12 protein-coding genes are annotated in these 14,794 nt (G+C 59.2%); 4 read left to right on the top strand and 8 right to left on the bottom strand.

Features of this window, described 5'->3' with window-relative positions; genetic code table 11:
* Positions 1 to 55: 55 nt before the first annotated feature.
* Genes nirB through cobA form a run of 4 tightly spaced genes read left to right on the top strand, consistent with a single transcriptional unit; the run spans position 56 to position 6,336 of the window.
* A complete protein-coding gene (nirB, locus tag AB4Z35_RS19430) occupies positions 56 to 2,509 on the top strand; it encodes a nitrite reductase large subunit NirB (protein ID WP_442098727.1) in 2,454 nt (817 codons plus the stop codon).
* Positions 2,506 to 2,823: a nitrite reductase small subunit NirD gene (gene nirD / locus AB4Z35_RS19425; RefSeq protein WP_008048618.1), complete on the top strand. Its 318-nt coding sequence runs from the start codon at positions 2,506 to 2,508 to the stop codon at positions 2,821 to 2,823. Before nirB ends, nirD begins: the two co-directional genes overlap by 4 nt.
* Complete coding sequence (locus AB4Z35_RS19420; protein ID WP_442098725.1) at positions 2,823 to 5,540, top strand: nitrate reductase; 2,718 nt, start codon at positions 2,823 to 2,825, stop codon at positions 5,538 to 5,540. Before nirD ends, AB4Z35_RS19420 begins: the two co-directional genes overlap by 1 nt.
* Positions 5,541 to 5,550: 10 nt before the next feature.
* A complete protein-coding gene (gene cobA / locus AB4Z35_RS19415) occupies positions 5,551 to 6,336 on the top strand; it encodes a uroporphyrinogen-III C-methyltransferase (protein WP_442098723.1) in 786 nt (261 codons plus the stop codon).
* Between the two features lie 75 nt (positions 6,337 to 6,411).
* On the opposite strand, the gene AB4Z35_RS19410 is transcribed toward cobA, so the two are convergent.
* The 8 genes from AB4Z35_RS19410 to ppsA form a co-directional block, all read right to left on the bottom strand.
* The gene (locus AB4Z35_RS19410) at positions 6,412 to 7,458 is read right to left on the bottom strand and encodes an OmpA family protein (RefSeq protein WP_442098721.1); all 1,047 of its coding nucleotides are present in this window, start codon (positions 7,456 to 7,458) and stop codon (positions 6,412 to 6,414) included.
* 107 nt (positions 7,459 to 7,565) lie between these two features.
* Positions 7,566 to 8,156, bottom strand: a complete 591-nt coding sequence (gene sigX / locus AB4Z35_RS19405) for an RNA polymerase sigma factor SigX (protein WP_442098719.1) — start codon at positions 8,154 to 8,156, stop codon at positions 7,566 to 7,568.
* 90 nt (positions 8,157 to 8,246) lie between these two features.
* Entirely contained in the window at positions 8,247 to 9,071 is an 825-nt protein-coding gene (locus tag AB4Z35_RS19400) for a mechanosensitive ion channel family protein (RefSeq protein ID WP_007996721.1), read from the bottom strand.
* 2 nt (positions 9,072 to 9,073) lie between these two features.
* Positions 9,074 to 9,322: a hypothetical protein gene (locus AB4Z35_RS19395; protein WP_007996720.1), complete on the bottom strand. Its 249-nt coding sequence runs from the start codon at positions 9,320 to 9,322 to the stop codon at positions 9,074 to 9,076.
* A 62-nt stretch (positions 9,323 to 9,384) separates the two neighbouring features.
* Positions 9,385 to 10,380, bottom strand: a complete 996-nt coding sequence (locus AB4Z35_RS19390; protein ID WP_116261790.1) for a zinc transporter ZntB — start codon at positions 10,378 to 10,380, stop codon at positions 9,385 to 9,387.
* A 34-nt stretch (positions 10,381 to 10,414) separates the two neighbouring features.
* Entirely contained in the window at positions 10,415 to 10,903 is a 489-nt protein-coding gene (gene rraA, locus AB4Z35_RS19385; RefSeq protein ID WP_178087199.1) for a ribonuclease E activity regulator RraA, read from the bottom strand.
* 134 nt (positions 10,904 to 11,037) lie between these two features.
* Positions 11,038 to 12,033, bottom strand: a complete 996-nt coding sequence (locus AB4Z35_RS19380; protein WP_442098716.1) for an alpha/beta fold hydrolase — start codon at positions 12,031 to 12,033, stop codon at positions 11,038 to 11,040.
* A 215-nt stretch (positions 12,034 to 12,248) separates the two neighbouring features.
* Positions 12,249 to 14,624, bottom strand: coding sequence for a phosphoenolpyruvate synthase (gene ppsA / locus AB4Z35_RS19375; protein ID WP_442098714.1), 2,376 nt, complete (start codon positions 14,622 to 14,624; stop codon positions 12,249 to 12,251).
* Positions 14,625 to 14,794 lie beyond the last annotated feature (170 nt).

Below are 14,794 nucleotides of genomic sequence, written 5' to 3'. Positions count from 1 at the left end.
TGTCGAGCATGGCCTGAACCCTGATGAGGCAGGCCTGAGCTCCCCGGAGAACCTGATGAAAAAACTAAAACTGGTGATGATCGGCAACGGCATGGCCGGGGTCCGGACCCTGGAAGAGCTGCTCAAACTGAGCACGGAGCTGTACGACATCACGGTCTTCGGTGCCGAGCCGCACACCAACTACAACCGCATCCTGTTGTCGCCGGTGCTGGCAGGCGAACAGACCTTCGAAGAAATCGTGCTCAACGACCTGGACTGGTACCTGGAAAACAACATCAAGCTGCTGCTCAACCGCAAGGTGGTGGAGATCGACCGGGTCAAGCGCCGGGTGATTGCCGAAGACGGCAGCGAAGCCGAATACGATCGCCTGCTGATCGCCACCGGCTCGACGCCTTTCATCCTGCCCATTCCCGGCAACACCCTTGAGGGCGTGATCGGCTACCGCGACATCGCCGACACCCAGGCCATGATCGACACCGCAAAAACCCACCGGCACGCCGTGGTGATCGGTGGCGGCCTGCTCGGCCTGGAAGCCGCCAACGGCCTGATGCTGCGGGGCATGCACGTCACCGTGGTGCATATCGGCGAGTGGTTGCTGGAGCGGCAACTGGACAAGACCAGCGGCCAGCTGCTGCAAAGCGCCCTGGAGTCTCGCGGCCTGCACTTTCGCCTGTGCGAGCAGACCCAGGCCTTGCACGACGCGGGCAACGGCCGGGTCGGGTCGGTGCAATTCAAGAACGGCGACATCATCCCCGCGGACCTGGTGGTGATGGCCGCCGGCATTCGCCCCAATACCGAACTGGCGGAGAAATCCGGCATTCCATGCAGCCGCGGGATTCTGGTCAACGACACACTGCAAACCTACGACCCACGGATCTATGCCATCGGTGAATGTGCCAGCCACCGCGGCATCGCCTATGGTCTGGTGGCGCCGCTGTTCGAACAGGCCAAAGTCTGCGCCAACCACCTCGCGCAACTCGGTTTTGCCACTTACAAGGGGTCGGTGACCTCGACCAAACTGAAGGTCACTGGCATCGACCTGTTTTCCGCCGGCGACTTCATGGGCGGTGAAGGCACGGAAACCATCACCCTCTCCGACCCGATTGGCGGGGTCTACAAGAAACTGGTGATCAAGGATGACGTGCTGGTCGGCGCCTGTCTGTATGGCGATACGGCAGATGGCGGCTGGTATTTCCGGCAGATCCGTGAAAACCATGCCATCAGTGAGATCCGCGATCACTTGATGTTCGGTGAAAACGCTTTGGGCGACGTAGGACATCAGGGCCAGGATAAAGCCATGAGCATGGCCGACACGGCCGAAGTCTGCGGTTGCAACGGTGTGTGCAAAGGCACCATCGTCAAGGCGATCCAGGAGCACGGGCTGTTCAGTGTCGACGACGTCAAGAAACACACCAAGGCTGCCAGTTCCTGCGGTTCGTGCGCGGGTTTGGTCGAGCAGATCCTGATCAACACGGTAGGCGGCGCCGCCGACGTCAAACCGAAAAGCGAAAAGGCCATCTGCGGCTGCAGCGACCTCAACCACGGGCAAATCCGCCAGGCCATACGCGAGCAGCACCTGCTGACCATCGCAGGCACCATGAGCTACCTGAACTGGCGCACACCCAACGGCTGCGCCACCTGCCGGCCGGCGCTCAACTACTACCTGATCTCCACCTGGCCGGGGGAAGCCAGGGACGATCCGCAATCGCGCCTGATCAACGAAAGGGCTCACGCCAACATTCAAAAAGACGGCACCTACTCGGTAGTCCCGCGGATGTGGGGCGGTGTGACCAATCCCTCGGAACTGCGGCGCATTGCCGACGTCGCCGACAAGTACAACGTGCCGATGGTCAAGGTCACCGGTGGCCAGCGCATCGACTTGTTGGGCATCCGCAAGCAGGACCTGCCGGGGGTGTGGAAGGACCTGGACATGCCGTCCGGCCACGCCTACGGCAAATCCATCCGCACAGTGAAAACCTGCGTCGGCAGTGAGTTCTGCCGCTTTGGCACGCAGAACTCCACACAGTTGGGCATCGAACTGGAACATGACCTGTTCAACATGTGGTCGCCGCACAAGGTGAAGCTGGCTGTCTCCGGCTGCCCGCGCAACTGCTCGGAAGCCGGCATCAAGGATGTGGGAATTATCGGCGTGGACTCCGGCTGGGAGATGTACATCGGTGGTAACGGCGGGATCAAGACCGAGGTCGCGGAATTCTTCGTCAAACTGAAAACCGCCGAAGAAGTCCGCGAATACAACGGTGCATTCCTGCAACTGTATCGCGAAGAAGCCTTCTACCTCGAACGCACCGTGCACTACCTGCAGCGGGTAGGCATGGACCATATCAAGAAAGCCGTGCTTGAGGACCCGGAGCGTCGCAAGGCGCTCAATGATCGCCTGCAATTCTCCCTGTCGTTCGAACAGGATCCGTGGAAAGAACGCCTGGAACAGCCACAGCTCAAGAAAGAATTCGATGTCATCCCCGTGAAAAACCTGGAGGTGCTGGCATGAACTGGCTGGATATCTGCGCGCTGGAAGAGATCAATGCCCTGGGCTCGCGGATCATCGCCGGTCCTAAGGGTGACATCGCGATTTTTCGTACCAGCGACGACGAAGTGTTCGCCCTCGACGACCGTTGCCCGCACAAGGGCGGGCCGCTGTCCCAAGGTCTGATCTACGGCAAACGGGTGGCCTGCCCGCTGCACAACTGGCAAATCGACCTGGAAAGCGGCGAAGCCCAGGCCCCGGACGTCGGCTGCGCCCACCACCATCTCGCCCGGGTGGAAAATGGCCGGGTGATGCTGGCCCTGCGGGATGCAGGCTGATGGACCGCCAGATCACAGCGTCCACCTGCTGTTACTGCGGGGTTGGCTGCGGCGTGCTGATCGAGCATGACGGCGAGCGCATCCTCGGCGTCAGCGGCGATCCGGCGCACCCGGCCAATTTCGGCAAGTTGTGCAGCAAGGGATCAACCCTGCATTTGACCGGCGACTTGACGGCAAGGGCGCTGTACCCGGAACTGCGCCTGGGCAAAGGCCTGGCGCGAAGCCGCACCGACTGGGATACCGCGCTTGATCACGCCGCCAGCGTTTTCGCCCAAACCATCGCCGAGCATGGCCCGGACAGCGTGGCGTTCTACATTTCCGGGCAGTTGCTGACCGAGGACTACTACGCCTTCAACAAACTGGCTCGGGCGCTGGTGGGCACCAATAACATCGACAGCAATTCGCGGCTGTGCATGTCGTCGGCTGTGGTCGGCTACAAGCGCAGCCTGGGCGCCGACGCGCCGCCCTGCAGCTACGAAGACCTGGAGTTGAGCGATTGCGTGATGATCGTCGGCAGCAACATGGCCTACGCCCACCCGGTACTGTTTCGCCGACTGGAAGAAGCCAAATCCCGCCGACCGCAGATGAAGGTCATCGTCGTTGACCCACGTCGTACAGATACCTGCGATCTGGCTGACCTGCACCTGGCGATCTTGCCCGGCACCGATGTCGCCTTGTTCCATGGGATTTTGCATCTGCTGTTGTGGGAAGACTGGATCGATCGTGACTTTATCAGGGACCACACCGAAGGTCTGGCCGAGCTGAAAAGCCTGGTGCGTGACTACACGCCGCAAATGGTTTCGCAGCTCTGCGGAATCAGCATCGGGCAATTGCAGGAATGTGCCGAATGGATCGGCACATCCCCGAGCTTCCTGTCGCTATGGTGCATGGGGCTTAATCAGTCCACCGCCGGCAGCGCGAAAAACAGTGCATTGATCAATCTGCACMTGGCCACCGGACAGATCGGTCGTCCTGGCGCCGGACCTTTCTCCCTCACCGGTCAGCCAAATGCCATGGGCGGGCGGGAAACCGGCAGTTTGTCCAACCTGCTGCCCGGCCATCGTGATGCCGCCAATGCGCAACACCGTGCGCAAGTGGCGTCTTATTGGGGCGTCGAGCAACTGCCGGAAAATGCCGGGCTCACGGCGATCGAGCTGTTCGAGCAAGTACGCAGCGGCAAGATCAAGGCGTTGTGGATCGCCTGCACCAACCCTGCGCAATCCATGCCGGACCAGACGGCCGTGCGCGCAGCCTTGCAAGCCTGCCCGTTCGTGGTGTTGCAGGAAGCCTTTTGCACCACTGAAACGGCGAAGTTCGCCGACCTGCTGCTGCCCGCCGCCAGTTGGGGAGAAAAAGAAGGCTGCGTGACCAATTCCGAACGGCGCATTTCCCACGTACGCCAGGCCATCGTCGCACCGGGTGAGGCACGGCCGGACTGGGCAATCACCGTAGATTTCGCACAACGCCTGGAGAAATACCTGCGTCCCGGTCAAACCAGCCTGTTTGAATTTGATAACCCCGCTCAAGTCTTCGATGAATACAAACAACTGACTCGCGGTCGCGATCTGGATCTGTCCGGTATCAGCCATGCGCTGATCGATCGTCTCGGCCCGCAGCAGTGGCCCTTCCCTTCGGGTGCCGTTAAAGGCACGGACCGGCTGTACGTCGACGGGATATTTGCCACGGCCAATGGGCGCGCGCAGTTCGTGGCCGATCCGTACCGCGCCGCCAAAGAGCAACGCGATGCACGCTTCCCGCTGACCCTGATCACCGGCCGCCTGCGCGATCAATGGCACGGCATGAGCCGCACCGGCACCGCCGCGCAACTGTTCGGCCATGTCAGCGAAGCGCAGTTGAGCCTGCACCCGGATGAATTGCGCCGTCATCGCTTGCAGCCGGGGGATCTGGTCAGCCTGAAAAGCCGGCGCGGCGCAGTCATCGTTGCGGTTGCCAGCGATGACAGCGTGCGTCCTGGCCAGGCCTTTTTGCCGATGCATTGGGGCGACCGTTTTCTCAAGGGCGGAGTGAACAGCCTCACCTTGCCCGCATTCGATCCCTTGTCGAAACAGCCCGAGCTTAAACACAGCGGTGTACGCCTGGAACCGGTGGATTTGCCCTGGAAACTGTTCGCACTGATCGAAGGTGATGTTCAACAGCACTTTGAGGCGCTACGACCGCTCTGTGAGGCGTTTTCCTACGTCAGCCTCAGCCTGGTTGGTCGTGAGCGCCCTGCCCTGCTTGTACGGGTTGCCAATACTTCAGCACCTTCGGCAGAGCTGCTAAGCGAAATCGATAGAAACCTGGAACTCAATGACGGCCCGGTACTGGCTTACGACGACCCACGACGAGCCATTGGCAAACGGGTGCGAATCGAAAATGGCCGGATCACTGCCATTCGACTGGCCGGAGAAACCCTTGCCCAACACTGGTTGCAGGGTCTGTGGCTCGAAGGTCGCGCGGACGAGCAACTGCGGCGCTGGTTACTTGCTCCGCTCAGCGCACCACCGGGCAACCTCGATGCGCCTGTCAACGCCAACAAAACCCTGTGCAATTGCAAGAACGTCAGCCAGAACGCTATCTGCGTCGGCATCGGCCGTGGCCTGGACTTGCAGGGACTGAAACAGGAACTGGGTTGCGGCACGCAATGCGGGTCCTGTGTTCCGGAAATCAAACGCCTGCTGGCTGCCAAGGCGCGGCCGATCACCGTCATCTCGTGAGGAAAACACTATGAGTGCAAAAGTCTGGCTGGTGGGTGCGGGCCCGGGTGATCCGGAGTTGCTCACGTTGAAAGCAGTACGTGCCTTGCGCGAGGCTGATGTGGTGCTGATCGATGATCTGGTCAATGTCGCGGTACTCGAGCATTGCCCCGGGGCGCGGATCATCCCGGTGGGCAAGCGCGGCGGCTGCCGCTCCACCCCGCAAGCGTTCATCCATCGCCTGATGCTTCGTTATGCCCGGCAGGGTAAATGCGTGGCGCGGCTCAAGGGTGGCGATCCGTGCATTTTCGGCCGCGGTGGCGAAGAGGCGCAGTGGTTGCGTGAGCACGGGGTCGAAGCCGAACTGGTCAACGGCATCACGGCCGGACTGGCGGGGGCAACGCAGTGCGATATTCCGCTGACCTTGCGGGGTGTAGCCCGCGGTGTAACGCTGGTCACAGCACATACCCAGGACGACAGCCAATTGAACTGGCAGGCACTGGCCCAAGGCGGAACGACGCTGGTGATTTACATGGGAGTGGCCAAGCTGGGTGAAATCCGTGAGCAGCTATTGGCCGGCGGCATGTTGGCGGATACGCCCGTGGCCATGATTGAAAACGCGTCCTTGCCCCATCAGCGGGAATGTCGGAGCACACTCACAGCGATGGATGAAGCTGCCTGCGGATTCCAGCTGAAAAGCCCTGCCATTCTGGTGATCGGCGCAGTCGCAGCCAACGCCATCCCCTCCTGTGGGAGCGAGCCTGCTCGCGAAGAGGCTCTATTCGTCGACATGAATGTTGGACTTCAACGCGCCTGACGCGTCCCTCCTCACCAAATCGCAGACAAAGAAAAGCCCGGCCTGAGCCGGGCTTTCCTCAGAGCTGCGAGCTAATTACTTAGCTTTAGCTTCAACCTGCGCTTCTACGCGACGGTTAACAGCGCGGCCAGCTTCAGTTTTGTTGTCAGCAACTGGGCGGGATTCGCCGTAGCCAACGGACTGAACGCGGGACGACTCAACACCGTACTGGTTGGTCAGAACTTGCTTAACGGCGTTTGCACGACGCTCGGACAGTTTCTGGTTGTAAGCGTCAGGACCGACGTTGTCAGTGTGACCTTCAACAGTAGTGGTGGTCGACGGGTACTGCTTCATGAAGTCAGCCAGGTTCTTGATGTCGCCGTAGCTGTTTGGCTTGACTACCGACTTGTCGAAGTCGAACTTCACGTCCAGCTCTACACGAACGACTTCAGCAACAGCTGGGCAGCCATCAGCGTCAACAGTTACGTTGGCTGGGGTGTCAGGGCACTTGTCAACGTTGTCGCAAACGCCGTCGTTGTCGCTGTCGGAGCAGACTTCTGGTGCTGGAACCGGAGCAGCAGCAGGCTTGTTGCCGCCACCGAAGTTCACACCCAGACCTACGGACGGGATGTAGTCCCACTTGCCGTTGTCCAGCTTGTAGTCAGCTTCTACGCCAGCACGAGCGTAGACGTTTTCGAGGAAGTAGTACTTCAGGCCAGCGCCAGCAGTCAGGAAAGTCGACTGGTCACGACCGGTGTGGCCGTCAGCGGCTACGTTGGTCATGCTGCCGTGCTTGACACCACCTTGAACGTAAGGACGCAGAGCGTCGCCAGCGTTGTTGAAGTGGTACTGAGCGTTCAGACCGAACTGGTCGCCTTCGATTTTCTGATTACCAGTGCCGTTGTTCGAACGGGTGTGGTCGTCATTGTTGTAGGTCAAGTTCAACGATACGTCGTCGGTCAAGAAGTAACCGATGGAGGCGCCAGGAGTGTAGCCGTCTTCAACGTTCTTAACGCTGTCGTTGTACTTCTTCCCGTAGTTGAGCTCGCCTTCAACTGCGCCTTGGCCTTGTGCCAGTGCGCCGAACGAAGTAGCGGCAATAAGAGTACCAATGGCCAAGCCCAAGGTGTTTTTCAGTTTCATCCGTTAAATCCCCATCTGGTGATTGTGAAGCAGTCCCGCAAACCGGGGGACAACTCGGCGGCAAGTCTAACAGAACTTGCCTACACGTAAGAGATATTTGCGCTGAACTAAGTTTCAGCAATGCCTGCAAATTTCTCACGCAATTTATCTAGAGCGCGTTTGTACCGCATTTTTGTTGCACTCAAACCCATATGCATGATGTCTGCGATCTCCTGAAACTCCAGCTCTGCGACAAAACGTAGCACCAGAATTTCCCGGTCAATCGGGTTCACATACACTAGCCAGCGATCAAGTCCACCCTTTTCCTCAGGTTTCGGCGTCTTTTCTTCGGACGCTTCCTCAAGGGGGTCAAGACTCAATGCGTCCATCAAGCGACGCTTTCGCCGTTCCTTCCGATACTGGGTGATGCACTCGTTGTACGTGATGCTATATAGCCATGTCTTGAACTTCGATTTACCTTCGAAGTTCTTCAGGCCATACAGCACCTTCAACATGACCTCCTGACAGACATCGTCTGCGTCGCGATCGTTCCCGAGATACCGTGCACACACGTTAAATAATGTTCGTTGGTAACGCCGCATCAGTTCTTCATAGGCGCGTGTTACGTGAAACAGTTCGGTATGCGAGCGCGCGACCAACTCCTCATCAGAGAGCTCGCGGGGGTCGTAGCGCATGGATAGCGATTGGGTTTTATTCAAAACAAGTCGGGCCGACAGTCAGGTCAATGTCCGCCGCAGCCAGCATCAGCAGGCATTTTGCGGCGGCATACATTAGCAGGGTTTGCCGGGTTAGCGGCTACTCACATGCTGCTCAAGGAGGATCCGATTGGAAAGAGAGACTAGCTCACCCTCATCGGTCAGCAATGTGGTTTTAACCGTGCCGATCTCTTCGATCTGGCCTTCGACCTCGCCAACACGCACTTGTTGCCCAACCTGGTACAGCTCACGCACGTAGATTCCCGCAAGAATCTGGCCGGCAATTTCCCGGCTTCCCAACCCCATGGCCAGCGCTACCGCCAGACCAACGGTTATCAACACGATCACGATCACATGGTTCAGCAGGTCAGTCTTGACCTCCAGCTGACTGATCGCAACCGAAATACTGATGATGATCACCAGGCCCTGGGCAATTCGACCAAGTCCTGAAGCATAGTCCAGGCCCACGCCTTCTGCCGCTCCACGCACCAGCCCGTTGGCCAGTTGCGCCAGCAAAACACCTACCAGCAACACCAGCGCCGCGCCGAAAACCTTCGGCAAATACAACGCAAGCATGTCCAGCGTAGCTGAAACTCGCTCAAGTCCAAGAGACTCTGCGGCAGAAACCAGAAAAATAAGCAGAATGAACCAATAGACGATCTTGCCGATCAGGGTCGAGATAGGGACTTGCAATCCAGCGCGGGACAGCAGCTTGGTCAGGCCAGTGCCACCCATCAAGCGGTCAAGGCCCAATTTGGCGAGCAATTTGGAAAGCAAGGTGTCCAGCAGTTTGGCCACGACAAAACCCAATAGCAGCACAACCAGTGCGCCGAACAGGTTCGGAATGAAGTTCGCAACCTTGGTCCACAACGCAGTCATTGCAGTGACGAGGCTCTGAGTCCAGAGATCAAGTTCCATATTCAATCAGCCTTATCAGCAGTGCGAGCAGCAGGTTTACGAAGACGGGATACCGGCGCGACATGGGCCGATCCGTTATTCAGGGCGATCATCAGTGCAGGCAACCAGCGCCCCAGCAGGCTGAACAGATCACCGGCGCCGACCTGGCGGTTGGCGGTTTTCAGCACGCGCCCCAGGCACGCATCGTCGTCCCGGGTGGACGGCGAGGCCTTGAGCATGTCGCGTAAAGACTGTTCAAACGGATCGTGCATACGCACCTCTCGTGATGTCTGTGGAAGACGCGGTCAGTTTTGGTCGGGTCACATGGTTTCCCTCAGACCCAGCGCAAACGTCGGAATAACCACCACTGTCCCAACGCCACCGAGACCATCATCAGGCAGGCGATCAGAAAGCCATAAGGGCTTGCAGAGAATGGAATGCCACCGACGTTGATCCCCAAAAGCCCGGTCAGAAAACTCATTGGCAAAAAGATCCCGGTGATGATCCCGAAGCGGTACATCGTGCGATTCATGCGCACGCTCAACCGACGGTCTTCGGCTTCCAGGACCAGTCCCACCCGCTCCCGGGTCAATTCCAGTTCCTCGAGGTAGCGGGTCAGGCTGTTGTTCAATTCGTTCCAGTAATCACCATCGTCCTCGACGAACCAGGGCAACTTGATCCGCGTCAACTGCCCGAAAATATCCCGCTGCGGAGCGAGAAAACGCTTCAACGCGGCGGCCCTGCGSCGGATCTGCAATACGGCACCGTGCTCCGGTGCATACCGTTCGTCGGCATCCAGCTTTTCTTCTTCCTCATCGACCACTTCCGAGAGGTCGCTGACCAGATCCTGTACCTTGTTGGTGAGGTACTGGGCCATGTACAGGATGAGTTCGGAGGCTGTTTTCGGCCCCTTGCCTTCGGACAGTTGCACCAGCAGCTCTTCAGTGGCACGCAATGGACGCAAACGCAGGGAAATGACACGTTGGGCAGAGCCGAAGATCCGTACCGACACCATGTCTTCCGGCTCGGCACCGGGGTTCAGATTGACCCCGCGCAAAAATAGCAGCAGTTCGCTGTCGGAAAGCTGTAAAAGTCGCGGACGGGTGTTTTCTTCGAGTAACAGGTCACAGCTGAATTCGCTCAGACCGCTGGATTTGCGTAACCAGGTCCGGGTTTGCGGATGACTGCGATCCCAGTGCAACCACAGGCTTTCATGGGCCTGTAGCTGCAAGTCGTCGAGTTCTGTCCGGGCTATCGAACGCGCACCGCCTTTACCGTCCAGCACCAGGGCATGCACCAGCCCCCATTGCGCGTTTTCTTCCTCGAACATCCGCATTCCATTCATCAAAAAAGTCGACTAAAGCTTACTCAGGCATTGCAAGCGGGCTGGGCGAGATGATCACGCCGTTGTTGTCCGCGTAGATGTAATGGCCCGGATGGAAGGTCACACCGGCGAAGGTCACGGGTACATTGATATCGCCGAGCCCGCGCCTGTCGGATTTCCTCGGGTGGCTGGCGAGGGCCTGAACGCCCAGATCGGTCTGCGCGATGATATCGACGTCGCGGATGCAACCGTAGATCACCAGCCCTTCCCAACCGTTTTTCGCGGCTTTCTCGGCCAGCATGTCACCCAGCAACGCATGACGCAGGGAACCGCCACCGTCTACCACCAGCACTTTGCCATTCCCCTTGAGCTCGACTTGCTCCTTGACCCGCGAGTTGTCTTCGAAGCACTTGATGGTCACGATTTCGCCGCCGAAGGAATCACGGCCGCCGAAATTGCTGAACATCGGTTCCAGCACCTGCACCAGTTCCGGATAGGCGTCGCACAGGTCAGGCGTGAGGTAATGGATCATCGAGAAACTCCTGTAAAGAGGAAGACAGCACGAACATCAGTGATGGCTCAGTCACGAAAAGTGACCAGAGCAGCTCAATGCGTCATATCTTAGCCGCAAGCCGACCAGAGCGAAATGCCCTTGTTAGAGCGTCAGGCTCGGATTGCCGCGGCCAGATCCCGTTGCTCTCCCAACAGTGGTGTCTGCTGGTCCGCCAGCCAGCGGGCCACCAAAGGCCAGACTTCGGCCTGGGCGGGCTTGCTGACAAGCATTTCAACATGGCCGAAATTATCGGCAAAACCTTGATCACGACCCAGATTGATAAATTGCTTGTGCCCGGAACCGAGCTGATCGAACAGTTTGCGGCAAGCCCATGCAGGATCCTGATGATCACTCGCAGCGCTCACGGCGAGCACCGGCAACTTGACCTCGGCCAAACCCGCCCACCAGTTTTTATCGGCATCGCCAAAGCGCCCGAACAGTCCGTACCAACGCATGCTTTCCAGGGCCAGGCCGATCGGCTCGTCCTCCGGGCCGCGCTTGAGTCTTGAGCCGGACAACTGGGCAAAACGCTTGAGAATGAAGCGGCCGCCCCACTCCACCGGCGGAATCTTCAGTGGCCAATAGTTGCGACTGACCTGGGTGCCGAAAAACGCCGCCGAGGCCACGACCGGCTCACCGATGTACTCGCCGCCCAGCGCCGCCGCCAGGGTAATACCGCCCAGCGAATGACCGATCCAGTGCGGTACCTGCCCGCTCTGTTCACGCACGAATGCACCGATGGCTGGCAGATCGTAGCGCGCGTAGTCGGCGACACGGTTCTTGCGGTAGTCGTGGTTACGCTGGGACAAGCCGTGACCGCGCATTTCCGGAATCCAGACGTCGAATCCCAAGCGAGCCAGATAAGCACCCAACCCCAGGCCCTTGGGAGAAAACCAGAACCGGCGATTGGAAAAGCTGCCGTGCAGCAGGATCACCGGCACGCCGCGGGAGGATGGTTCATCGGCCAAGCCGAGACGCGTCACAGCCAGTTCGACGGTGAAGTCGGGGCTGTTGCCGGGCTTCAAACGATACACATCTTCGCTCAGATCGCCGCGCCGTTCGGCGCTGATCAGGGCGACAGGAAATAGGTTGCTGCTGCTTTGCATAATCTCTTGCACAAAAAAGGGCGGCTTCCAGAGGAGCCCGCCCTGCTTGAATCTCTAAAAGACCGCTCCCTGTGGGAGCGAGCCCTGCTCGCGAAGAACTTCAGGACACCACGTTTACCCAGGATAAACGCGTTATCGTTGACGTCCATCGTCGGAACGCCGCCCGGAGCAAGCTCGCTCCTACAAAGGCATGTGAGCGGTCCGTTCACACAGGATCAAGCCGAAGCCTGACCCTCAGCCAGGAAGAACCAGGTTTCCAGTACGGAATCGGGGTTCAACGAAACGCTTTCAATGCCCTGCTCCATCAGCCACTTGGCCAGGTCCGGGTGGTCCGAAGGGCCCTGACCGCAGATGCCGATGTACTTGCCGGCCTTGTTGCACGCGGCAATGGCGTTGGCCAGCAGCTTCTTGACCGCCGGATTACGCTCATCGAACAGGTGCGCGATGATCCCGGAGTCACGGTCCAGGCCCAGGGTCAGCTGGGTCAGGTCGTTGGAGCCGATGGAGAAACCGTCGAAGAACTCGAGGAATTCTTCAGCCAGGATGGCGTTGGACGGCAGTTCGCACATCATGATCACGCGCAGGCCATTCTGGCCACGGGCCAGACCGTTTTCCGCCAGCAGATCGACCACCTGGCTCGCTTCGCCCAGGGTACGGACGAACGGCACCATGATTTCGACGTTGGTCAGGCCCATCTCGTTGCGCACACGCTTCAGAGCGCGGCACTCGAGTTCGAAGCAGTCGCGGAACGATTCGCTGATGTAACGCGACGCACCGCGGAAGCCCAGCATCGGGTTCTCTTCTTCCGGCTCATACAGCTTGCCGCCGATCAGATTGGCGTATTCGTTGGACTTGAAGTCCGACAGACGCACGATGACTTTCTTCGGCCAGAATGCAGCCGCCAGGGTGCTGATGCCTTCGACCAGTTTCTCGACGTAGAAGCCGACCGGATCGTTGTAACCGGCGATGCGCTTGTCGACGCTTTCCTTGATGTCCAGCGGCAAACCGTCGTAGTTCAGCAGTGCCTTGGGGTGCACGCCGATCATGCGGTTGATGATGAACTCCAGGCGAGCCAGACCCACACCGGCGTTCGGCAGCTGCGCGAAGTCGAAGGCGCGGTCCGGGTTACCGACGTTCATCATGATCTTGAACGGCAGCTCCGGCATGGCGTCCACGGAGTTCTTCTTGATGTCGAAGCCCAGTTCGCCTTCGAAGATGAAGCCGGTGTCGCCTTCAGCGCAGGAAACGGTCACGCCCTGGCCGTCTTTCAACAGTTGGGTGGCGTTGCCGCAACCGACCACGGCCGGGATACCCAGCTCACGGGCGATGATCGCCGCGTGGCAAGTACGGCCGCCACGGTTGGTGACGATCGCGCTGGCGCGCTTCATGACCGGTTCCCAGTCCGGGTCGGTCATGTCGGACACCAGTACGTCGCCTGGCTGGACCTTGTCCATCTCGGACACGTCCTTGATGATGCGGACCTTGCCGGCGCCGATGCGCTGGCCGATGGCGCGACCTTCCACCAGCACGGTGCCGGTTTCTTTCAACAGGTAACGCTCCATGACGTTGGCCTGGGTGCGGCTCTTCACGGTTTCCGGACGGGCCTGCACGATGTACAGCTTGCCGTCGTCACCGTCCTTGGCCCACTCGATGTCCATCGGGCACTGGTAGTGCTTCTCGATGATCATCGCCTGCTTGGCCAGTTCGCTGACTTCGGCGTCGGTCAGGCAGAAACGCGCGCGTTCGGCCTTGTCCACGTCGACAGTCTTCACCGAACGACCGGCCTTGGCTTCGTCGCCGTAGATCATCTTGATGGCCTTGCTGCCCAGGTTGCGGCGCAGGATGGCCGGACGACCGGCCGCCAGCGTGCCCTTGTGGACGTAGAACTCATCCGGGTTCACCGCGCCTTGTACGACGGTTTCACCCAGGCCATAGGCGCCGGTGATGAACACCACGTCCCGGAAGCCCGATTCGGTATCGAGGGTGAACATCACGCCAGCAGTGCCGGTTTCGGAACGGACCATGCGCTGCACGCCAGCCGACAGGGCTACCAGCTTGTGGTCGAAGCCCTGGTGCACGCGATAGGAAATGGCACGGTCGTTGAACAGCGAGGCGAACACCTCTTTGGCGGCACGAATGACGTTTTCGACACCACGGATGTTCAGGAAGGTTTCTTGCTGACCGGCGAAAGAAGCGTCCGGCAGGTCTTCGGCGGTAGCGGAAGAACGCACGGCCACGGCCACGTCAGGATTGCCGGCGGACAGCGTGGCGAACGCGGTGCGGATTTCGGCATTCAGTTTTTCAGGGAACTCGGCCTCCATGATCCATTGACGGATCTGGGCACCGGTCCTGGCCAGGGCATTCACGTCGTCGACGTCCAGGGCATCGAGTGCGTCGTGAATCTGCTGATTCAGGCCGCTCAGCTCCAGGAAATCACGATAAGCCTGAGCGGTCGTGGCGAAGCCGCCGGGCACCGATACACCGGCACCCGCAAGGTTGCTGATCATCTCGCCCAGGGATGCGTTCTTGCCCCCCACATGCTCAACATCGTGTTTGCCGAGCTTATCGAGGGAAACTACGTACTCTACCAAGGTGATCTCTCCACTAACTGTGTTGGAAAAGCTCAGAAACCGGCTGCTTAAGTGAGCATTTGCCGGTTATATGGCCTGGACCTGGAAAATAAGTGAGAATGCGGGCCATTGGCGGCCGGCAAACCGCGCCTATCATATCCAAGAATGATCATTAGCTTAAGGCCCAAGGT

Origin of the sequence: Pseudomonas sp. KB_15, assembly GCF_052114525.1 — a bacterium.
Taxonomy (GTDB): domain Bacteria; phylum Pseudomonadota; class Gammaproteobacteria; order Pseudomonadales; family Pseudomonadaceae; genus Aquipseudomonas.
Note: the sequence above shows the minus strand (reverse complement) of the source record. Positions and strands in the feature narration are given on the sequence as shown.

Excerpts from the sequence above, each read along its gene's own strand:
- nirB (WP_442098727.1), top strand. The coding sequence starts at position 56 with ATGAAAAAACTAAAACTGGTGATGATCGGCAACGGCATGGCCGGGGTC.
- nirD (WP_008048618.1), top strand. The coding sequence starts at position 2,506 with ATGAACTGGCTGGATATCTGCGCGCTGGAAGAGATCAATGCCCTGGGC.
- cobA (WP_442098723.1), top strand. The coding sequence starts at position 5,551 with ATGAGTGCAAAAGTCTGGCTGGTGGGTGCGGGCCCGGGTGATCCGGAG.
- AB4Z35_RS19410 (WP_442098721.1), bottom strand. The coding sequence starts at position 7,458 with ATGAAACTGAAAAACACCTTGGGCTTGGCCATTGGTACTCTTATTGCC.
- AB4Z35_RS19400 (WP_007996721.1), bottom strand. The coding sequence starts at position 9,071 with ATGGAACTTGATCTCTGGACTCAGAGCCTCGTCACTGCAATGACTGCG.
- AB4Z35_RS19395 (WP_007996720.1), bottom strand. The coding sequence starts at position 9,322 with ATGCACGATCCGTTTGAACAGTCTTTACGCGACATGCTCAAGGCCTCG.
- AB4Z35_RS19380 (WP_442098716.1), bottom strand. The coding sequence starts at position 12,033 with ATGCAAAGCAGCAGCAACCTATTTCCTGTCGCCCTGATCAGCGCCGAA.